Below are 19,166 nucleotides of genomic sequence, written 5' to 3'. Positions count from 1 at the left end.
TTTGCTTAGGTCGGCCTTACGCGGGGAACAAAGCCGCGTAAAAGTCTCCCCGATTGCTGGGAGATTAATCAATGCCGGACCGACGCCAGAGCGCGCGCAACAAGGTGATGTATGGCGGCGTCGCCGAAATCGGCGAGCGCGGCGCAACGCGCGACTGCATCGTCCGCAACATCTCCGACCACGGCGCGACCATCGAATTCAGCAATGCCGTCACGCTGCCGAAGGAGCAGATATCGCTGCGCATCGCGCGCAAGGGCCGCTCGTTCCTGGCCAAAGTGATCTGGTGGCGCGACAATTTTGTCGGCGTTGCCTTTCGGGCGGAAAGCCCCGCCGCCCCGGTCTCCGATCTCGAGGAGCGGCTGCGCAAGAGCGAAATCAAGAAGCGCCAGTTGCAGCGCCGTATCCAGGAACTGCTGAGCGATCGGTAGAGCCTTATTTGACGCGTTTTCTTAACGCGAACCGGTATCCACTTCGCTTGAAAACGCTATGGATTATTCCGCGGCAAGTTTCGCGGCCGGTGGCGGCGACCATGCTACGATCCGGTTCCGGCCCTGCTCCTTGGCCTGATAAAGCGCCTGGTCTGCCGCGTTCAGCAAAGCCTCAAATCCCGACATGCTGACGGTCGCGGCCGCAAAGCCGACACTGGCCGTGACGTTGAAGTGGACCGCGTGAGCCATCAACGATCGGCAGCGACGCGCTTGCGAATCCGTTCCGCCACGATCCTGGCCTGGTCGAGATCGGTCTCCGGCAACAGCATCGCAAATTCCTCGCCGCCTAGCCGGCCCACGATATCGGAGGTTCGCTTGCCTTCCGTACAGGCATTGGCGACCGCTATCAGCGCTTCGTCACCGACGGCGTGTCCGTAACGGTCGTTGACCGACTTGAAGTGGTCGACGGCGATCATCAGAACGGACAGCGGCCGGTAATAGCGTTGAAAGCGGCTCCACTCCGCGGCGGCCAGCGCCAGAAAATGCCGCCGGTTGCACAGACCCGTCATCGAATCGATGGTCGCAAGCGTCTCCATCTGCTGCGCGTTGTGAACCAGATCGGTCACATCGCAATAGGTCAGCATTCGGCCGCCGTTTTTCTGCACCGAACAGTGCGCGGATGTGGCGGCCGTCGGTGGTTTGCAGATCCCGTAACGATTCGCTGCCGTCGCGGACTGCGGCAACCCGGCTGTCGGAGAACGCATTCAGCTCAGCCGGCGTCATGCCGCGATCGTCCGAATGCGGCGAACTCCTGATCAGCGAGGAATAGGATGGATGCGCGGCGGCCTGCTCGTCCGTCACGCCCCAGAACCTTCGCATCCTCAAGTTCAGAAACTGGAGTCGCGCCTATTGCTAACAGACGGTTAACGAGGAACGACCGCGCGCCGGTCCGGGATCGGCGCCGGCCGCGCAGCAAAAAGCCGGCGGTCTTGCGACACGCCGGCCTTTCAATTCGCCAGATTTGCAATTCGCTAGATTGGCAGTTCGCTATCTCAGCCGATCAGACCTTGACCAGCGGGCCTCGGGAGGCCGGGCCCTTGGAACCGCCTCCGTTTGGTCCGCCCGACTTCGGCTTGCGCTTGCGCGTGCCGGGCAGCTTTTCCGGCTTCGGCGTGACCGGCCCTTCGACGAACTCGAAACCGATCTTGTCCTTCGCCTCATCCTTGGCCTCGGCGCTCGCCTCGTCCTTGACCAGGATGACCCGGACATGGCCACCGCCCTTGAGGTGACCGAACAGCACTTCATCCGCCAGCGGCTTCTTGATGTGCTCCTGGATCACGCGGGCCATCGGCCGTGCGCCCATCTGCTCGTCGTAGCCGCGCTCGATCAGCCAGGCCTTGGCAGGCTCCGACAGTTCGATGGTGACGTCGCGGTCGGCCAGTTGAGCCTCGAGCTGGAGGACGAACTTCTCGACCACCATGCCGATGACATCGACATTGAGATGGGCGAACGACACGATCGCATCCAGACGATTGCGGAACTCGGGCGCAAACTGCCGGTTGATGGCTTCGTGGTCGTCGCCTTCCCGCTTGCTGCGCGTGAAGCCGAAGGCCTGACGCGCGAGGTCGGCCGCGCCGGCGTTCGTCGTCATGATCAGGATCACGTTACGGAAGTTGACCTGCTTGCCGTTATGGTCGGTGAGCCGGCCGTGATCCATGATCTGCAGCAGCACGTTGTAGAGATCCGGATGCGCCTTCTCGATTTCGTCGAGCAGCACCACGCAATGCGGGTGCTGATCGACGCCGTCGGTCAACAGGCCTCCCTGGTCGAAGCCGACATAGCCGGGAGGCGCGCCGATCAGGCGCGACACGGTGTGCCGCTCCATATATTCGGACATGTCGAACCGGATCAGCTCGACGCCGAGCGACGCCGCGAGCTGTTTGGCGACTTCGGTCTTGCCGACGCCGGTCGGACCCGAGAACAGGTAGGAGCCGATCGGCTTTTCCGGTTCGCGCAAGCCCGCCCGCGACAGCTTGATCGACGCCGAAAGCGCTTCGATCGCCTTGTCCTGGCCGAACACCACGCGCTTCAGGGTCGTTTCGAGATGCTTCAGCACCTCGGCATCGTCCTTCGACACGGTCTTGGGCGGAATCCGCGCCATGGTCGCGATCGTGGTCTCGATTTCCTTGATGCCGATGGTCTTCTTGCGCTTGTTCTCGGCAACCAGCATCTGCGCCGCGCCTGACTCGTCGATCACGTCGATCGCCTTGTCGGGCAGCTTGCGATCATGGATGTAGCGCGACGATAACTGCACCGCGGCTTCGATCGCCTCGTTGGTGTATTTCAGCCGGTGGTAATCCTCGAAATAGGGTTTCAGGCCCTTGAGGATCGCGATGGCGTCTTCCACCGTCGGCTCGTTGACGTCGATCTTCTGGAACCGGCGCACCAGCGCGCGGTCCTTCTCGAAGTGCTGACGGTATTCCTTGTAGGTGGTCGACCCCATGCAGCGGATCGTGCCCGAAGCCAGCGCCGGCTTGAGCAGGTTCGATGCATCCATCGCGCCGCCGGAGGTGGCGCCGGCGCCGATCACGGTGTGGATTTCGTCGATGAACAGGATGGCGTTCGGATGCGCCTCCAGTTCCTTCAGCACCTGCTTCAGCCGTTCTTCGAAATCGCCGCGATAGCGCGTGCCTGCGAGCAGCGTGCCCATGTCGAGCGAGAACACGGTGGCCGCGGCCAGGACTTCCGGCACTTCGGAATCGACAATGCGCTTGGCAAGCCCTTCCGCGATCGCGGTCTTGCCGACGCCGGCTTCACCTACGAACAGCGGATTGTTCTTCTGCCGGCGGCACAATACCTGGATGGCGCGGTTGATCTCGGCATTGCGCCCGATCACCGGATCGATCTTGCCGTCGCGCGCCTTCTTGTTGAGGTTGACGCAATAGGTATCGAGCGCCTCCCCCTTCTTCTTGGAGTCGTCGTTGCCCTTGGTCTCGGTTTCCTCGTCGACGCCGCGAACCGGCCGCGCCTCGGAGACACCGGGCCGCTTGGCGATGCCGTGGCTGATGTAGTTGACCGCGTCGTACCGCGTCATGTCCTGCTCCTGCAGGAAATAGGCGGCATGGCTTTCGCGCTCCGCGAAGATCGCGATCAGCACGTTGGCGCCGGTCACTTCTTCGCGACCGGAGGACTGAACGTGAATCACGGCGCGCTGGATCACGCGCTGGAAGCCGGCAGTCGGCTTGGCGTCATCGGCGCCGTCAGTCACCAGATTTTCGAATTCGGTCTCGAGATAGTTGACGAGGCTGGTGCGCAGCTTGTCGAGATCGACGCTGCAGGCACGCATCACCGCCGCCGCATCCGAGTCATCGATCAACGACAGCAGAAGGTGTTCGAGCGTCGCATACTGATGATGACGCTCGTTTGCAATCGCCAGCGCACGATGCAGAGATTGTTCAAGGCTTTGGGAAAAAGTTGGCATTCGCGTCCTCTATGGCCCCCGGTCATCATGATCGCCATTACCCGGTTGGGCAACAACAACCTTCGTCATCCCCTGTCATATAGTTACGTCCGATCGTGGCGAAAGACCGGCTCCGCTAAAGTGGTTTTCCTCTAGATTCAGGCACCACCGGAACGGCGGACACCCCCGAGAAACTACTGGGAATGCCGCAGGCCTTCATCAACAAATCAATGCAAGACCCGTTCCTTTTTCGGCCGGGTCGGCGGTCATGCGCGGCTATTTCTTTTCCATCACGCATTGCAGCGGGTGCTGGTGCTTGCGCGCGAAATCCATCACCTGCGTCACTTTGGTCTCGGCAATCTCGTAGGTAAACACGCCACACTCGCCGATCCCGTGGTGATGGACGTGCAGCATGATCTTGGTGGCTGCTTCGGCGTCCTTCTGGAAGAACTTCTCCAGCACGTGGACCACGAACTCCATCGGCGTGTAGTCGTCGTTCAGAATCAGCACGCGATACAGGTTCGGACGCTTGGTCTTCGGCTTGACCTTGGTGATGACCGACGTCGACGGCCCATTGGTGCCGGGATTGCGGTTCTCGTCATTGCTCATTCGGGGAGCAAAAGCGGCTGGCATCGCCGGCGCGGACGAACGGGCTTTGAAAGTTAACTGCAACATGGCTCAGGCGTTCGAAATCCCCAGGGAAAACCAGTCCGCGTATCCCGGCACCCCGCCACAGGCCCATGCGGCCGTCGCAAGGTACCCGGCAGCGTCCCGGATCGCCGCTCCCGGTCCGACCCATTGACCGGATCGGCGGCCGGATCGGCTTCTGGAATATGGGTCCGGCACCGCGTCCCCGCAAGCGCATAAACGAAAGCCGTGGCGACCCGCGACCGGCCCGATTCTAAGGCCCGGCGATCCGCCCAAGGTTAATCGTTTCTGTCGGGTTTGACAAAGGAAGGTGCCTGCCCGTTTAGCCCCCATTGAGGATAGCAGGCGCTATCGGCGCCCGATTCGCCCATGCGCGGTCTTTGAAGCGTTTTTTTTGGAACCGGTTTACCTGCTGTTTAGCGACCCAAGCGGAAATGACCGCAGAAACCACATTGCGGTGAAAAGTAATGCTCGATACCACCATTTTCAGCCGCATTCGCGCGGCAACCTGCCGGTTCGCGGGTGCCAACCAGGGTAATTTCGCAGTGATGTTTGCGGTTGCCGCGGTGCCGCTCATCAGCTTCGTCGGGGCCGCGATCGACTATACCCGCGCCAACGCCGCCCGCTCGGCGATGCAGGCGGCGCTCGACTCCACCGCCCTGATGCTGGGCAAGGACCTGACCGACGGCACCATCACGACCTCGCAGATCAGCACGAAGGCAACGGCCTATTTCAATGCGCTCTACACCAATAAGGACGCCAAGTCGGTCGCGGTCAGCGCGACCTACACGGCCGCAGCCGGCAGTGGTTCGACGATCCTGTTGAGCGGCTCCGGCAGCGTGACGACCGACTTCATGAAGATCGCGGGCTTCCCGAGCCTCGGCTTCAGTACCAATTCGACCTCGGCCTGGGGCAACGTGCGCATGCGCGTGGCGATGGCGCTCGACAACACGGGATCGATGGCCCAGGACGGCAAGATCGGCGCGCTGCAGACCGCGGCCAAGAGCCTGATCGATCAGCTCAGCGCGCTCGCCAAAACGACCGGCGACGTCTACATTTCGATCATTCCCTTCGCCAAGGACGTCAACGTCGGCGCCAGCAATTACAATCAGTATTGGGTCGACTTCACAACCTGGGACACGATCAACGGCAAGTGCAGCAATAATACCTACAAAAAGCAGTCGACCTGCCAAGCTAACGGCAAAACCTGGACACCAGCCAACCACAATACTTGGAACGGCTGCGTTTGGGACCGCGACAAAGACTCGACCAATCCGGGTTTCGACACGCTCAATACCGCGCCGACGGCGTCGAACGTCAACACACTGTTCCCGGCGGAACAGTGGAGTGCGTGCCCAATTGCCTTGATGCCGCTCAGCTACAACTGGACCAATCTGAAGGCGCTGATCGACACCATGACCCCGAACGGCAACACCAACCAGGCCATCGGCATGGCGTGGGCCTGGCAGTCGCTGGCTCAGACGGCACCGCTCAACGCGCCGGCCAAGGATCCGGCATACACCTACAAGGACGCGATCATTCTGCTGTCGGACGGTCTGAACACGCAGGACCGCTGGTACACCGATGCGGCCTCGATTGATGTCCGCCAGAGTATCCTGTGCACCAACGCCAAGGCCGCCAGCGTTACGGTCTACACCATTCAGGTCAACACCAGCTCGCCGGCCGATCCGACCTCGACGGTACTGCAAAATTGCGCCAGTAGTCCTGACAAATTCTTCATGGTGACCAGCGCCAACCAGACGCTGTCCGTGTTCAATTCGATCGGCACGTCGCTCGCCAAGCTGCGCGTCGCGAAATAACCGCCGCAAGCATCGACGCCCACGAAAAAGCCCGGCCGTAACGGCCGGGCTTTTTGATTTGGGCGAACAGAGCGCTTGCGGAGATTACTGCGCAGCCGGAACCAACTTCGCGACCAGGCCCTCGTAGGGCTTGAAGGTCTGCTTGGCGAGATCGGTGTAGAGGCCGGCAATCTTCTGCGACTCGGCGACGAAGGTCTCGTAGGCCGAACGCGCGAACTCGGTCTGCACTTCCAGCACCTTGTCCACCGACTTCACGCCGGACAACTTTTCAACAAACGACTTGGTGTCTTCGAACGACTTCTTGGCGTAATCGCCATAGGCGGTTGCGATCGCCTGAACGCCGCTCTGCAGGTTGCTCGCGGAAGCGGCAACCGATTCGAGATGCTCTTTTCCGTAGTTCTGAATGTCTTCAACCTTGACCATCATGGAGTCCTTTTTCCCAGACTGAACGTGTGCAAAACCGATTGCCGGGAGGTCCCGGCTCCCTGACACGACTTCTATATGTGCAGTGCACAATGAAGTCAAGGAATTTTGTGCGCCGCACAAATACGGTCAATTTGCTGAGAACCCCGGGGTGTTACGCAACGGTTCGTTAAGCTTTTGGAAACTCGCTCCGCCTAACCTGATTCTTGGACTTGTTCGCCTTCCGACAGGCAGCATGAAAGCTGTTTGTGAACAGCACCTTAGCTAGAAGAGCGGCCTGATCGGCCGACCGGGCCTAGCGTTTTGGCCGGATCGGCACTTCGAGCAGGAAAACACCGGGGGTCGTCGGGCACAATTTTGCCTCACGAACCGGTGATCAAGATAGAAATGGGACGGGGAAGTAAATGCTTCGCACAACCTTGGCTTCCTCGCGCACCTTGCGAGTTTGCGTTCTCGGACTGGCTACCTTCACGACGGCGATCCTCATCACGAGCGACAGCGCCGAAGCGCGCCGCTACCGGCATCGCCACGTCGCCAGCCATCACCGCAGCCACGTTGCGAGCGAGAGCTACAGCCCGCAATTTTCGTCGATCATCGTCGACGGCAATTCCGGTGCGGTGCTGACCTCGAACAACCCCGACGGCAGCCGTCACCCGGCCTCGCTGACCAAGATCATGACGCTCTATTTGCTGTTCGAGCGTCTCGAAGCCAACAAGATGAACCTCGACACCGAAATGGACGTGTCCGAGCACGCTTCCGAACAGGCGCCGACCAAGCTCGGCCTGCGCCCGGGCCAGACCATCAAGGTCGAAGACGCCATCAAGGGTCTCGTCACGCGCTCGGCCAACGACGCAGCCGTCGTGATCGCCGAAGCGATCGGCGGCGATGAAGACGACTTCGCCAAGATGATGACGCGCAAGGCGCGCGCACTCGGCATGACCAAGACGACCTATCGCAACGCCTCGGGCCTGCCCAACGACGAACAGGTAACGACGGCGCGCGACCAGGCCACCCTCGGCCGCGCGATCCAGGATCGCTTCCCGCGCTACTACCGTTACTTCTCGACCTCGGTGTTCAACTATCACGGCCAGGCCATCCGCAACCACAATCGCCTGCTCGGCAATGTCGAAGGCGTCGATGGCATCAAGACCGGTTACACCCGAGCCTCGGGCTTCAACCTCGTGACCTCGATGCGCCGCGGCAACCGCCACCTGGTCGGCGTGGTGCTGGGCGGCCGCAGCGGCGGTTCGCGCGACGCCATCATGCGCAACCTGCTCGCCGAGAACCTCGAAAAGGGCGCGACCAGGCGCACCGTTGCCGCAATCACCGAGCGTAACCCCGCCGACGCCAATACCGACGTGGCCGAGGCCGAAGCCGCTTCCCGGCCGACTGAGATGGCTCAGGTCAATGGCGCGATCGCTGCCTCCGAGCCGGGAATGGCGGCGCAAGCCGCAGCACGCCCGGTTGCAAAGCCCTCACTGATGGCGGCGGCCGCCGCGGCCCTGCCCCCGCCGCCGGCCAAGCTCGAGCCGCAAGCCAAGCCCGAGCCCGCACAATTTACCAGCGGCGTGATCCAGACCCAGCAGATCGCGGCGATCCCCGGCTCCGCCGAGCCGATGAAGCCGGTCAAGGTCAAGACCGTGCAGGTCAAGGCAGGATCGATGAAGCTCGCATCCGCCGGCCCGTCGCAGCCGGCGCCGCCGATCACCAGCACCATTCCGGCCCGCTCCGAAATCGCCGAGACCTCCAGCGCCGTGGTGGCGAGAGCGACCGAGACCAACAAGGCCGAAATGGCCCGGGTCGAGATGCCGCCGCAGCCCGCCAATCACGGCACCGGGCAAGGCGTGCTCGGCGTCCTGCCCGCCTCCAGCGTGGCCTCCGCCCCGTCTCAGGCCGCCGCTTCGAAAGCCAGCTCTGCGCAGGCCAGTTCTTCCCAAGCCAATTCTTCTCAAGCTCTGGCCTATGCCGATCCGGCGCCCCGCGCCCAGAACGACGCGATCAAGCCGGTCGCTCCGGCCGTAACCCATACCGGCTGGATCATCCAGGTTGGCGCGCTGGAAAGCGAAGGCGAAGCCAAGCAGCGCATCGACCTCGCCCGCAGCAAGGCTTCGGCCCTGCTGAGCAAGGCCGACCCCTTCACCGAGCCTGTCGTCGCCAAGGACAACCGCAAACTGTTCCGTGCCCGTTTCGCCGGCCTCGAGCGCGATCAGGCCGAAGCAGTCTGCAAGACGCTGAAGCGCGCCGACATTTCCTGCATCACCGTCCGCAACTGATCGTTATTTCGCTCGAAATCGCAAAGCCGGCGCCGCAAGCGCCGGCTTTGTCGTTTTCCGGAGCGCCTTCACGCGAAAGCCTGCCCCGGAATTGATCGCGCCGACCGGCCGAATGCCGCAATTCGGCTCCGCGAAAACTTCTCGTCAAGACTTTACGGTTAAGTTTTGAAGAAGAGGATCGACCACGCCGGGCAACGGCGGGCGATATGGGGCGTCAATCAGAGAACTGGACGGAAGCAACTCTCGGTTTGTTGCGTTGGTAGCGTAAGCCGGAGTTAGCTGAGATGCGTGCGAAGCAAAGTATCCTTGGCCTCGTTTACACGGGCGGCGAGGTACGTAGAGCCCCCCTGGTCGGGATGCAGTTTCTTCATCAGGGCGCGATGCGCCCGGCTGATGTCGTCACGCCCCGCCCCCGGCTGCAGGCCAAGGATCTGGTAAGCCTCCTCGTCCGTCATTTTGCCGCCCGACGCCGCGCGGCGCTGCCCCCCTGCCGCGTCGCCCTGCGCGTTTTGACGCCAGGCGGGAAACCGGCGGTCAAGATAGCTTTCAAGTAAGGCGACGCTCTCGGCGTCGAAGCCCGGCATCATCGCGATCAGCCCGGCGAGGTCGAACTCGTCGAGCGAGCGGCCGGCATCCGGCCCGTCCACGATCCGGCCCGACAGTTCGCCGCTGTCGTGATCGAGGCTCATGTCGAGAAATTGCGAACGCACGCGCGAGCCCTGCCCCGACGAGCGCTGCGTTCCGCCGCCGAACATCCCGCCGATACTGCTGAAGCCACCGGGACCGAACGGCGACCAGCCGAGCAGCCCCGCGCCGAAAATGCCGAGCGGGATTGCCACCGCCAATTCGCCCCGCAACCCGGTAAAGGCCGCGACTGCCAGCGCCACGACGCCGCCCCCGATCTTGATGACGCGCGCAAGCACGACCGGATTGGCCGCACGGAACATCTGCAGCAGCGAGTAGAGAACGACAACGGCGACAACGCCGGCAATCAGGGTTGGCATCCGTCCAATATAGTAGCATCGGCGACAAAATGCATAACGGCGCGCATCACGACTTCATCTGCCCGATCAGCTTGGCCGCGCCGCTTGCGGTCTTCGACAGCGCCATCAGTGCTTCGCGCCCACCGGCGGCGTAGGCTGCGGCCGCGCGCAGCAATTCGCGCAATTGCGCCGCGGCGCCGGGATCGAACCGGCACCATGCGCCGCCGGTGAGCCGCGCGATCTCGCGGAACGCCTGTTCGGCCGCAGCGTCGTGACCTTCCTGAAACATGAATACCGGCACCTTGAGCAAGCCGAGCTCGCCGGCCTTGGTGCAGAGGTCGTCGACCTGTTCCTCCATGGCGTCGCCGACAAACACGACCGCGCGCACGGCGGATGCGACCGCCTCGCGCCGCGCTTCCGACAGCACCTTGCCGATCTGGGTGCTGCCGCCCTGGCAGTCGATCTTGCTCATCAATTTCGCGAGCTGCGTGGAGTCGGAAATCCACCCCGTGGCGCGGCATTCGTTGAGGCCGCGGTAATAGACGAGGCGGATGTCGAGGCTGCCGAGCGAAGCCGCCTCGCGGAACATGTCGGCTTGCAGTGCGCAGGCCATATCCCAGGTCGGCTGCCGGCTCATGGTGGCGTCGAGCGCAAACACCAGCCGTCCCCTGGCGCCGGCGCGGTGCGGCGACATCGCGCGTGCCTTGGCGACAAAGGCGGCGATATCCTCGGCCGCCGACGGCTTCGCTTCCGGCAATGGATTGCCTTTGCGCGCTTCCGGGGTCTTCGCCGACGCGACGTCGCCTGCCGATTTCGGTTTGATGGGTTCGCCGGCCATGGACTCTCGCTATCCGCAGTTCCCCTTATGTGGGACGGCGCCAGACAGCGGTCAATGTATCCGGTCTCGATTCAGCACCGATCAACCAGCTCCGGACGTTGGTTCGGGAGCCTAGTTGGCGACCGGTTTGTTGGACGGCGCCGAATTGCTCGCGAGCGGCACCGGTCCCGGGCTGATAGTCAGCACATCAGGCACTTTGGTCGGCACCGGCTTCAGCGCGCTGCTGTCGGTATCTTCCAGGAACTTGTCGAGCATGGTCTGGATCGAGGTCTTGGCCGCGTCCGGTCCGGTGTCGCGCATGTCGTTATGCTGGAAGGCGGTATTCACGACGGTGATGCCGGCCTTCTCGCACTCATCCTCATCGGGAATGACGCCCGGGTCCGGCTTGAACTCGGTATCATGCGAGCGGAACGACAGGATCTTGAACTTGCCCTCGGTCAGGAACGGCACGCGGAGATTATCCAGCGTCACGACCTTCTTGATTTCGTCGGGATATTGTTTGGCGAAATACATCGTGATGTCGCCGCCCATCGAATGTCCGACCATGGTCACCCGGCCGTAGTCGGCGTTGGGCTGGATCTTTTTCATTTCCCTGATGGCGAAATGGATGTTGGCGACGCCGCGCTCGATCTGCGGCAGGCGGCCGACATAGATTTCACCGACCTTGGTCACCATCGGCGGGTCGGTCGGCAGGTCATGCTGGGGGCTGATCACGAGATAGCCGCGCGCCGCAAAGACGTTGGCCAGGAACGAATACTCGGTGTGCTTGACGGTATTGCCGTGGTTGATGATTGTGACCGGCAAGGAGATCATGCCGGCATCGGCCTGCATTTCCTTGTCCCATCGAACCGCGATATCGACCGCCACCAGCCGGTTGTCGCGCGCCGGATCATGGAACGAAATCGTCTCATGTCGGATAGCCCACTTGCTCGCGGTAAAGTACGCAAGCGTGAGTAGCACGGAGAGTGAAAGCAGAACGGTAATTCCACGTTTCATATTCTTCCTCGGCGCCCCACCAGAGGGGTCACTTTACCTTTGAGACTCTTCGGTCCCTTGGAGATGATATATGTCACAGCGGCGTGACATAAAGTCCAAATGTTGTGAATTGACCGCCTGATCATTGTGCGGCGCACCCATTCATTGTGCACCTGCTCAGTTCTCCATTCCTCCCCTTACGACGGCCCCAACCAACGCTCGGTTCGGTCATCAGATAGAATTTTAATGAAAACGGCGTCCCGACCGACTTGTTCCGCAGCTGTTCGCGGTCCGTTGCCTCTGCCCCCGCAAGAATACGGATATTCAGACCGGGGTGTAGATGACGAGCTTCAGCGCCGGATCGTCGTTGGCCTGGAAACTCGCATATTCCAGCTTCAACCGCCCCTTCTTGGGATGGCTGATGGATTTGTGGCCGGCAGCAATACCGCTGATATCGTGCGTCTCCCACCAGCCCGTGAATTCAGGACAGCCGTCCCGCAAGCGCGCCAGCAGGTCACGGAAGGCGGGATCGCCGGCCCACAGATCATGGGTCGCCCGAAACTGGGCGACCATGCGCCTTGCCACGTCGGCCCATGATGCCCCGAACAACCGCCTTGATGCCGGCTTGGTCAGCACGGTCACCAGACTGTTGCGATCGGCATCGGCGATCTGGCTGAAGCCGAAGATTTCGTCGGCGGCCTCGTTCCAGGCCAGCACGTCCCAGCGCCGGCCGGTGATATAGGCCGGCTGGTTCAGGGCTTCGACGGTGCGCCGGACCGCCGGCGGAACGGTCTCGCGGACGAAGGCGCGCCGGTCGGTGGTTTCCGTCAACTCCTTCAAATGCCGGTGCTCGGCCCTGGAAAGCCGCAGCGCGCGGGCCAGCGCGTTGATCGTCGCCGCGGAGGGACTGACGGAACGTCCCTGCTCGAGCCGGATGTACCAGTCGACGCCGATGCCGGCGAGGTCGGCCACCTCCTCCCGACGCAAGCCCGGCGTTCGCCGTCGTCGCCCGTCCGGCAGACCGACCGCCTTCGGCGTCAGCTTGTCCCGCCGCGACCGCAGGAAGTCGCCGAGTTCGCCTTGCCTGGAATTCGTCATCACGTCGGTCATGGGCAGGCCTCGTCGGCAGGGTTTTATAATCCTAGGATAATACCAGGTCTTGCTGCCCGGGTGAAGCCTGCGAGAATGCGGCCTCCGCCAGAGAACGCAAAGCAGGAGTGCCCCATGAAGGCTGCCGTCTTGAAATCATTCGGATCGCCACTCGCCATCGAAACCGTGGCCGACCCGGAGCTCGGAAGCGGCGAGGTGATCGTCGATGTCGCGGCGAGCCGGGTTCTGTCCTACGCCAACGAGGTACTCAGCGGCGCGCGAAACTACCTGCTGGAACTGCCCGTCGTGTTCGGCCCCGGCGGCATCGGCCGCGTCCGCGCCACCGGTCCTGACGCGACCCGGCTTCGTCCCGGCGACTGGGTCTATTGCGATCCGACCGTGCGCTCGCGCGACAATGCGAGGGCGCCCGACATCATGTTGCAGGGGCTGACCGGCGGCAGCGAAGGCGGGCTCAAGCTGCACCGATATTTCCATGACGGCGCCTGGGCCGAACAGATGCGGCTGCCGACCGAGAACGTCGTCGCGATCGGCGAGATCGATGCCAAGGACGCCGGCCGCTGGTGCGCGCTCGGCACACTGCTGGTGCCCTATGGCGGCTTCCTCGCCGCCGGGCTGCAGCCGGGAGAAACCGTGCTCGTCAACGGCGCCACCGGCGGCTTCGGTTCCGCGGCTGTCGCCGTCGCGCTCGGGATGGGCGCGCAATGCGTCATCGCCACCGGCCGCAACGAAAAGGCGCTCGGCGACCTGGCGCGGCGGTTCGGCGCGCGCGTTCGAACCGTAACGATGCAGGGCCACGAGGACGACGATCGCGCGCGGATCATGCAGGCCTCGCCCGGTCCGATCGACTGCGTGCTCGACATCCTGCCGCCCGCCGCCACCGCCATCCAAGTGCGGACCGCCATCCTGGCGGTGCGGCCCCATGGACGCATCGCGCTGATGGGCGGCGTCGGCATGCAGGGCGGCGCCGGTCTCGACCTGCCCTACCCCTGGATGATGCGGAACTGCATCACCCTTCACGGCCAATGGATGTATCCGCCGCATGCAGCCGTGCTGATGACCGGCCTGATTCGCTCAGGTCTCGTGAACCTGGATCATTTCGAAGTCACCGCATTTGATCTGGACCACGCCAACGAAGCCGTGACGCACGCCGCCGCCAACAGCGGTCCGTTCAAGATGACGGTTATCCAGCCCTGATGGCGCACGCTGCCTGGACGTGTTTTCTTGCGAAAACGCTAGGCGCTGATGATGTCGTGGATTTCGAGCGGCTTGTCGACCTGGGTGAACCATTCGGCGCGGTTGGCGGCGCGGCGACGGCCGCGCTCGTCGAGCGGCAGCTTGAGCTGGCGCAGCAGGCTCGTGACTTCCTCGCGCGCCGTGACGTGGCCAAGGCTCGGCCGCGTGCCGAGCGTCGCCTCGTCGAGGTCGTCGAGCGCGGTGAGCCCGCGCGGGAAGAACTCGCGGTAGACCACCCGTTCGGCGAAGCCATCGATCGAGCGGAACCCGAGCCGCAGCGAAAGATCCTTCAGGCTGTCGGCGACGAGTTGCTTGTTGCGCGACCCGATCATCGACAGGCGGTTGCGCACCACGATCCAGTCGGTGGTGGCGCCGTCGAGTTGGCGACGCTTGCGCCTGGCGTCACGCACCATCTCGGCGTAATGGCTCTCGCCGGTCACGGAATAGGTGGCGGGATCGACGGTGCCGAGCACGTCGAAGTCGAGGAAACTGTCGTTGATCGGCGTCACCAGCGTGTCGGCCATCGAATGCGCAAGCCGCATCAGATAGGAGTCCGATCCCGGCGTATCGATGACGATGAAATCGAAGGCGCGCTCGACGGTGCTGACCGCCTCCATGAACTGCTGGAACTCGGAATTTTCGTTGTCGGCGATCTGCATCGTCTCGCCGAGCTTGATGCAGTAGTGCACGGGAATTTCGAGATCGAGCCCGGTGCGACGCGCCCAGGCGCCGCGGTTGCCGATATAGCGGGTGAAACTCTGCTGGCGACAGTCGAGATCTATGGTGGCGACGCGCTGTCCGGCCTTCATCAGCGCGACAGCAATGTGCAGGGCGGTGGTGGACTTTCCCGAACCGCCCTTCTCGTTGCCCAGCACCACGACGTGTGCCGAACCGGACTGACTCTGACTCGCTTGTAGCAACATCGCTTGATCCCCGCGCGATATCTTCAAATCACGCGCGGCTGCGGTCAAGTGAAATGCGCGGTGACGCTTCCAAATCGCACTCCGCCCGCCTTAATGATGAATCCGTAAGGCGCGCAACGCGCGCTTCCCCTCGCAACCGCTTGGTTGGCGCGCACCAACCAGGACGGCCACCTCACCTGCCGCAGACCAGCCGTCCCTGAATACGATTCGAGTTACCTTGCGAGTTACCTTGGCGGCAATGGCTGGGCCTTATATGGTCGGCAGGCCGCAAGAACACTCCCAAGCACACCCCTGAGTACACTCCCCCAGGAATACCGCAGAGAGATCGAGCCCAGATGTCGCGAAGTCCCATGGTTGTCCGCACCGTTCCCGCATTGCGCCGCGCGCTTGAAGCCTTACGCGCCAGAAAGGCCGCGATTGCGCTGGTGCCAACCATGGGAGCGCTCCATGATGGCCATGTGTCGCTGGTTCACCTCGCCAAACGTCGTGCCCAGAAAGTCGTCGTCTCGATCTTCGTGAACCCGACCCAGTTCGCGCCGACGGAGGATTTTGGTTCCTACCCGCGCACCTGGAAGGCCGACGTTGCCAGGCTCGCCGCCGAGAAGGTCGACCTGATCTGGAACCCCGACGTCAAGGCGATGTATCCGGAAGGCTTCGCGACCCGGATCGTGCCGGAGGGACCGGCCGTCGCTGGCCTCGAGGATCGCTTCCGCCCGCACTTCTTCGGCGGCGTCGCCACCGTGGTCGGCAAGCTGTTCACCCAGTGCCGGCCGGATGTTGCGATCTTCGGCGAGAAGGATTTCCAGCAGTTGCGGGTCGTGACGCAAATGGCCGGGGATCTCGACCTCGGCGTCCGGGTGGTCGGCTCACGCACCGTGCGGGAACGCGATGGGCTCGCGATGTCGTCGCGCAACGTCTACCTGTCGCCGGAGGAACGGCAGACCGCACCTGTGCTCTATCGCGCCATGAAGGAAGCCGCCAAGCGGGTGAAGGCCGGCGAGGCGTGTGAGATCGCGATGGCCACCGGCCGGGAACTGGTCACCCAGGCGGGCTTCGTGCTGGACTATTTCGAAGCCCGGCATGCCGAGACGCTGGCGCCGATCGCCTCGGCAAAAGACGGACCGGTGCGGATCCTGGTCGCGGCGAGGCTCGGCAAGACCCGGCTGATCGACAATATCGGAATCTAGAAATTGCAGGTGTCCCGCTTGCCCGGCGCAATCCTTGGACGGAATATCCTCGGATAGGGATTTATCAGGAGCGGCGAGCATGGGCGCGTGGTCCCTAACTGCGATTATCTTCGGCGGACTAATGGCCTTCGCCGGCATCGCCCAGGCGCAAGACCCGCACCGGCCGGCAGTCGGCGGTATCGGTTCGCCGATCGATGCCATGATCTTTTATGTCGCGCATGGACCTGAGGGCGCCTGCGGACCGGGCTGCTCGGAATGGATCGCCGCCGAAGGCACCGTCCAGTGGGATACCCACAAGCGACTGATTGCGATCCTCGACCGTCAGGCCGGGCGCAAGCTTCCGGTGATCATCCATAGTCGGGGCGAGTCCAATCTCAACGTCGCCATCAGCCTTGGCCGGATCCTGCGCGCCCGAGGCGTCGACACCACGGCCGGTTCGACCGAGGTCGAAGCCTGCCATGGAAAAAGCGAGGAGGATTGCTTTGCGCTGAAGCGTCCGGGCGGGCCGCTGGATGCGAAACTGAAGGCGCCGGACGCGCCCTGCGACCTCGCCTGCGTGCTGACGCTGGCCGGCGGGGTCCATCGTAGCCTGCCGCCCGGCACCAAGATGATCTTGAGCGGCATGGAAATTCACAACCGGCTGGCGCCCAATGTCAGCGAGGAACGGCGACAGGGCCTGTCGGTGCGATTTGGCGAACTCTATCGGATCTACCTGCGCGACATGGGCGTCGACACCGAACTGCTCGACATCGTCGACCGCAATTCGGAATCCCACCGTCAGACCGAACTGCCGGCGTCGGAATGGCTTCGGCTGCGGATCGTGACCTCGGCGTCGCTGTAGCAACTAATCCCGCTACAGCAGTCCGAGATCACGCAATTCCCGGCGCATCGGTTCCGGCATCGCGGCGACGCCGGCGGCGGCGGATTTGGTCAGGTCGGGAGGCGCGGCATCCTCTTTCAGATAGCGCCAGCCCTGGAACGGCCGCATCGGCCGCGGCGAGACGGCGATGACCTTCGGCTGCATCACCAGGCGGCAACGTCCGATGCCATCCTTGTCGCGGAAAGGCTCGATTGCGATGATCTTTTCGCGCGCGGCAATTTCGCCCTTGATCACCCAGTAGAGCGAGCCGCCCGCCAGGATTTCCTCGTCGCGCTTCGGCGTCATCCGCGTGACGTGGACGTGCCGAAGCGGCAGGCCCTTTTTCTTGGCCGTCGCCATCCGTTCGGCGACCCAGCCCCGGAGTTCCTTGACCGACTCGCACCCGACCGCAAGCTTGAGAATATGAAGCGCCATTACGCTAACGGTTTAGCGGCCTGCGTTAACTTTGCAAATGATCATTCATTCGAAGGCGCATTGGCGGGCGCGGGCGCTGGCGCAGCCGGAGCGGCTGGCGCGATCTGTACCGGCGCCGCAGCGGCAGGGGCTCGCTTCGCCGCCGCCTGCTTCTTGGGGGCCGCGGGTGCTGTCGCAGCCGCCGGACGCGGTGCCGGCGCGGGTACTCCGGCGGCGGTTGCCGCTGCAGGCTTGGCCGCGCCGGGCCCAGGCTCCGGCGCCATGATGCTGACCGCAGGCGTCGAAGCCGCGGTCGGAAATTCAGCGTTGGTGGGCTTGCCGGTGGGCATCGACGGCGGCAACGCCGCCACCAGCCCCGCCCCGGCCTGGACCGGCGCGTTCCACGACGGCGCGTAACGCGTGATCAGGTTTTCATAGACGCGCTCGTCCATGTTGCCCGCGACCTGCCGGCTATCGGCCAGCGAACGAAACGCCGGACAGGCCTGCGGCGTGCAATGGTCGCGCGCCATCAGCACATAGGCCATCAGCCCATAACGATCGCGCTCGACCGCGCGGCGCAGCGTCAGAAATTCGGAACTTGGATTCTTGCCGTCGGCGGCGGCATCGCTGGTCTCGACCAGTTGCGTAATCAGGGAGGCCGCATAGGCAACGGCCGCGGCGGAGGATTCAGCGGAACCGAACAATGCCTTCTCGCAGGCGTTCAGCACGGCATCGCCGGCGAGGTCGTCGATGCAGGAAAGCTGCGGCAACCCCGCGCGCACCGGCGAGACGTTGCGGGCTTGGGCGGAAGCGGTCTGCCCGTCCGGCCCGAAGCCCCGGATGGTCGCGGCCACCGCAACGCCGATCGCCAGCAGCGTGATGACCGTCAGCGCCCCGTTGGCCACGGATTTCTCCGCCCGCAACAGCGTGATCAGAACGATGATGCCGAAAAATCCCGCCGCAGCCAGTGTCAGCCACATCGGAAACGTCGGTGAGCGCCAGATTTGATCCAGCGACGAAGCCCAGGCCCAGTTCATGCGCGGTGTCCCTCAACGCAGCATAAAACACGATCGTCGAAGGCGAATGCGCATTCGGCGGCATTCAACCTTCGCCAGAATTTTTCTGCGAACGGGGCCTTTTGACGGCGGTCGAAAGTGGAACCGTCAGCCGGCTGCCAGCCCATGATAGTCTCAGGAAATCGCGAGCTGGCTTTCCTTGGCGACCCGTTCGAAAGCTTCGGTCGAGCTTTTGATGCGATACTGACAATCGTCGCCATCGGTCGGAAGCAGCCGGATCACCTCATAGGTGCCGGTGGCGGCCGGACGGGCAACGTTGCTGGCAGTAAAATAGACAGTCTCTCCAACGGAGTACTTATGCTTCAACGCCCTCTCCATCACGCAAGAACGCCGGCCGCGCTCACGGTCCCGCTAGCTTTCGGCCGACTTGAGAACCCCGCGTCAACCTAGCACACCGAAGGCGCCAAAAGCCAGCAACATCGGGACCCGGAACACACGCAGATTTCCAAGCGTTTTCAGAAGGATATAAGACAATCCGGGGGGCCGTTGGAATCCGCATGGCCCCCATCCAGACCG

At 63.2% G+C, this 19,166-nt stretch carries 19 protein-coding genes; 6 read left to right on the top strand and 13 right to left on the bottom strand.

What is annotated here, in order from left to right; all coding sequences use genetic code 11:
* Positions 1-71: 71 nt before the first annotated feature.
* Entirely contained in the window at positions 72-428 is a 357-nt protein-coding gene (locus tag FFI89_RS14875) for a PilZ domain-containing protein (protein WP_138837719.1), read from the top strand.
* 63 nt (positions 429-491) lie between these two features.
* Here FFI89_RS14875 and FFI89_RS35190 read toward each other — a convergent pair whose 3' ends face one another.
* The 4 genes from FFI89_RS35190 to clpS form a co-directional block, all read right to left on the bottom strand.
* A complete protein-coding gene (locus tag FFI89_RS35190; protein ID WP_256379185.1) occupies positions 492-677 on the bottom strand; it encodes a diguanylate cyclase in 186 nt (61 codons plus the stop codon).
* Complete coding sequence (locus FFI89_RS35185; protein WP_256379184.1) at positions 677-1,072, bottom strand: GGDEF domain-containing protein; 396 nt, start codon at positions 1,070-1,072, stop codon at positions 677-679. The genes FFI89_RS35190 and FFI89_RS35185 overlap by 1 nt, the downstream gene beginning before the upstream one ends.
* Positions 1,073-1,488: 416 nt before the next feature.
* Positions 1,489-3,909: an ATP-dependent Clp protease ATP-binding subunit ClpA gene (gene clpA, locus FFI89_RS14865; protein WP_138837717.1), complete on the bottom strand. Its 2,421-nt coding sequence runs from the start codon at positions 3,907-3,909 to the stop codon at positions 1,489-1,491.
* 255 nt (positions 3,910-4,164) lie between these two features.
* A complete protein-coding gene (gene clpS / locus FFI89_RS14860) occupies positions 4,165-4,497 on the bottom strand; it encodes an ATP-dependent Clp protease adapter ClpS (protein ID WP_074814338.1) in 333 nt (110 codons plus the stop codon).
* 506 nt (positions 4,498-5,003) lie between these two features.
* On the opposite strand from clpS, the gene FFI89_RS14855 reads away from it, so the two are divergent.
* Positions 5,004-6,356, top strand: a complete 1,353-nt coding sequence (locus tag FFI89_RS14855) for a pilus assembly protein (RefSeq protein WP_138837713.1) — start codon at positions 5,004-5,006, stop codon at positions 6,354-6,356.
* Between the two features lie 84 nt (positions 6,357-6,440).
* Here the strand turns inward: FFI89_RS14855 and FFI89_RS14850 are convergent, their stop codons facing one another.
* On the bottom strand, positions 6,441-6,779 hold the full coding sequence (locus FFI89_RS14850) for a phasin family protein (protein ID WP_138839288.1): 339 nt from the start codon (positions 6,777-6,779) through the stop codon (positions 6,441-6,443).
* Between the two features lie 404 nt (positions 6,780-7,183).
* Here FFI89_RS14850 and FFI89_RS14845 point away from each other — a divergent pair, with 404 nt between their 5' ends.
* Positions 7,184-9,052, top strand: coding sequence for a D-alanyl-D-alanine carboxypeptidase (locus FFI89_RS14845; protein ID WP_138837711.1), 1,869 nt, complete (start codon positions 7,184-7,186; stop codon positions 9,050-9,052).
* 275 nt (positions 9,053-9,327) lie between these two features.
* Here the strand turns inward: FFI89_RS14845 and FFI89_RS14840 are convergent, their stop codons facing one another.
* From FFI89_RS14840 to FFI89_RS14825, 4 genes are all read right to left on the bottom strand, one after another.
* The gene (locus FFI89_RS14840) at positions 9,328-10,056 is read right to left on the bottom strand and encodes a DnaJ domain-containing protein (RefSeq protein WP_138837709.1); all 729 of its coding nucleotides are present in this window, start codon (positions 10,054-10,056) and stop codon (positions 9,328-9,330) included.
* A 46-nt stretch (positions 10,057-10,102) separates the two neighbouring features.
* Positions 10,103-10,873: a VWA domain-containing protein gene (locus FFI89_RS14835; RefSeq protein ID WP_138837707.1), complete on the bottom strand. Its 771-nt coding sequence runs from the start codon at positions 10,871-10,873 to the stop codon at positions 10,103-10,105.
* A 111-nt stretch (positions 10,874-10,984) separates the two neighbouring features.
* A complete protein-coding gene (locus tag FFI89_RS14830) occupies positions 10,985-11,869 on the bottom strand; it encodes an alpha/beta fold hydrolase (RefSeq protein ID WP_138837705.1) in 885 nt (294 codons plus the stop codon).
* Positions 11,870-12,172: 303 nt separating this feature from the next.
* Positions 12,173-12,946 (bottom strand): helix-turn-helix transcriptional regulator, encoded by a 774-nt coding sequence (locus FFI89_RS14825; protein ID WP_138839286.1) that lies wholly within the window; start codon positions 12,944-12,946, stop codon positions 12,173-12,175.
* A gap of 126 nt (positions 12,947-13,072) precedes the next feature.
* Here FFI89_RS14825 and FFI89_RS14820 point away from each other — a divergent pair, with 126 nt between their 5' ends.
* Positions 13,073-14,152 (top strand): zinc-binding alcohol dehydrogenase family protein, encoded by a 1,080-nt coding sequence (locus FFI89_RS14820; protein ID WP_138837703.1) that lies wholly within the window; start codon positions 13,073-13,075, stop codon positions 14,150-14,152.
* 38 nt (positions 14,153-14,190) lie between these two features.
* On the opposite strand, the gene FFI89_RS14815 is transcribed toward FFI89_RS14820, so the two are convergent.
* Complete coding sequence (locus FFI89_RS14815; protein ID WP_138837701.1) at positions 14,191-15,114, bottom strand: division plane positioning ATPase MipZ; 924 nt, start codon at positions 15,112-15,114, stop codon at positions 14,191-14,193.
* Positions 15,115-15,449: 335 nt separating this feature from the next.
* On the opposite strand from FFI89_RS14815, the gene panC reads away from it, so the two are divergent.
* Both panC and FFI89_RS14805 read left to right on the top strand, forming a co-directional pair.
* On the top strand, positions 15,450-16,301 hold the full coding sequence (panC, locus tag FFI89_RS14810) for a pantoate--beta-alanine ligase (protein WP_138837699.1): 852 nt from the start codon (positions 15,450-15,452) through the stop codon (positions 16,299-16,301).
* A 79-nt stretch (positions 16,302-16,380) separates the two neighbouring features.
* A complete protein-coding gene (locus FFI89_RS14805) occupies positions 16,381-17,142 on the top strand; it encodes a hypothetical protein (protein ID WP_138837697.1) in 762 nt (253 codons plus the stop codon).
* Between the two features lie 12 nt (positions 17,143-17,154).
* Here the strand turns inward: FFI89_RS14805 and FFI89_RS14800 are convergent, their stop codons facing one another.
* From FFI89_RS14800 to FFI89_RS14790, 3 genes are all read right to left on the bottom strand, one after another.
* Positions 17,155-17,595: a DUF1489 family protein gene (locus FFI89_RS14800; protein ID WP_138837695.1), complete on the bottom strand. Its 441-nt coding sequence runs from the start codon at positions 17,593-17,595 to the stop codon at positions 17,155-17,157.
* A 41-nt stretch (positions 17,596-17,636) separates the two neighbouring features.
* Positions 17,637-18,611 (bottom strand): hypothetical protein, encoded by a 975-nt coding sequence (locus FFI89_RS14795; RefSeq protein WP_138837693.1) that lies wholly within the window; start codon positions 18,609-18,611, stop codon positions 17,637-17,639.
* Between the two features lie 153 nt (positions 18,612-18,764).
* Positions 18,765-18,968, bottom strand: coding sequence for a hypothetical protein (locus FFI89_RS14790; protein ID WP_138839284.1), 204 nt, complete (start codon positions 18,966-18,968; stop codon positions 18,765-18,767).
* Positions 18,969-19,166 lie beyond the last annotated feature (198 nt).

Origin of the sequence: Bradyrhizobium sp. KBS0727, assembly GCF_005937885.2 — a bacterium.
Taxonomy (GTDB): domain Bacteria; phylum Pseudomonadota; class Alphaproteobacteria; order Rhizobiales; family Xanthobacteraceae; genus Bradyrhizobium.
The sequence above is the reverse complement of the archived record's forward strand: the minus strand, read 5'-3'. Positions and strand labels throughout refer to the sequence as shown.

Coding starts and splice junctions, on each gene's coding strand:
- FFI89_RS14875 (WP_138837719.1), top strand. CDS start 72: ATGCCGGACCGACGCCAGAGCGCGCGCAACAAGGTGATGTATGGCGGC.
- FFI89_RS35190 (WP_256379185.1), bottom strand. CDS start 677: ATGGCTCACGCGGTCCACTTCAACGTCACGGCCAGTGTCGGCTTTGCG.
- FFI89_RS35185 (WP_256379184.1), bottom strand. CDS start 1,072: ATGCTGACCTATTGCGATGTGACCGATCTGGTTCACAACGCGCAGCAG.
- clpA (WP_138837717.1), bottom strand. CDS start 3,909: ATGCCAACTTTTTCCCAAAGCCTTGAACAATCTCTGCATCGTGCGCTG.
- clpS (WP_074814338.1), bottom strand. CDS start 4,497: ATGAGCAATGACGAGAACCGCAATCCCGGCACCAATGGGCCGTCGACG.
- FFI89_RS14855 (WP_138837713.1), top strand. CDS start 5,004: ATGCTCGATACCACCATTTTCAGCCGCATTCGCGCGGCAACCTGCCGG.
- FFI89_RS14850 (WP_138839288.1), bottom strand. CDS start 6,779: ATGGTCAAGGTTGAAGACATTCAGAACTACGGAAAAGAGCATCTCGAA.
- FFI89_RS14845 (WP_138837711.1), top strand. CDS start 7,184: ATGCTTCGCACAACCTTGGCTTCCTCGCGCACCTTGCGAGTTTGCGTT.
- FFI89_RS14840 (WP_138837709.1), bottom strand. CDS start 10,056: ATGCCAACCCTGATTGCCGGCGTTGTCGCCGTTGTCGTTCTCTACTCG.
- FFI89_RS14835 (WP_138837707.1), bottom strand. CDS start 10,873: ATGGCCGGCGAACCCATCAAACCGAAATCGGCAGGCGACGTCGCGTCG.
- FFI89_RS14830 (WP_138837705.1), bottom strand. CDS start 11,869: ATGAAACGTGGAATTACCGTTCTGCTTTCACTCTCCGTGCTACTCACG.
- FFI89_RS14825 (WP_138839286.1), bottom strand. CDS start 12,946: ATGACGAATTCCAGGCAAGGCGAACTCGGCGACTTCCTGCGGTCGCGG.
- FFI89_RS14820 (WP_138837703.1), top strand. CDS start 13,073: ATGAAGGCTGCCGTCTTGAAATCATTCGGATCGCCACTCGCCATCGAA.
- FFI89_RS14815 (WP_138837701.1), bottom strand. CDS start 15,114: ATGTTGCTACAAGCGAGTCAGAGTCAGTCCGGTTCGGCACACGTCGTG.
- panC (WP_138837699.1), top strand. CDS start 15,450: ATGTCGCGAAGTCCCATGGTTGTCCGCACCGTTCCCGCATTGCGCCGC.
- FFI89_RS14805 (WP_138837697.1), top strand. CDS start 16,381: ATGGGCGCGTGGTCCCTAACTGCGATTATCTTCGGCGGACTAATGGCC.
- FFI89_RS14800 (WP_138837695.1), bottom strand. CDS start 17,595: ATGGCGCTTCATATTCTCAAGCTTGCGGTCGGGTGCGAGTCGGTCAAG.
- FFI89_RS14795 (WP_138837693.1), bottom strand. CDS start 18,611: ATGAACTGGGCCTGGGCTTCGTCGCTGGATCAAATCTGGCGCTCACCG.
- FFI89_RS14790 (WP_138839284.1), bottom strand. CDS start 18,968: ATGGAGAGGGCGTTGAAGCATAAGTACTCCGTTGGAGAGACTGTCTAT.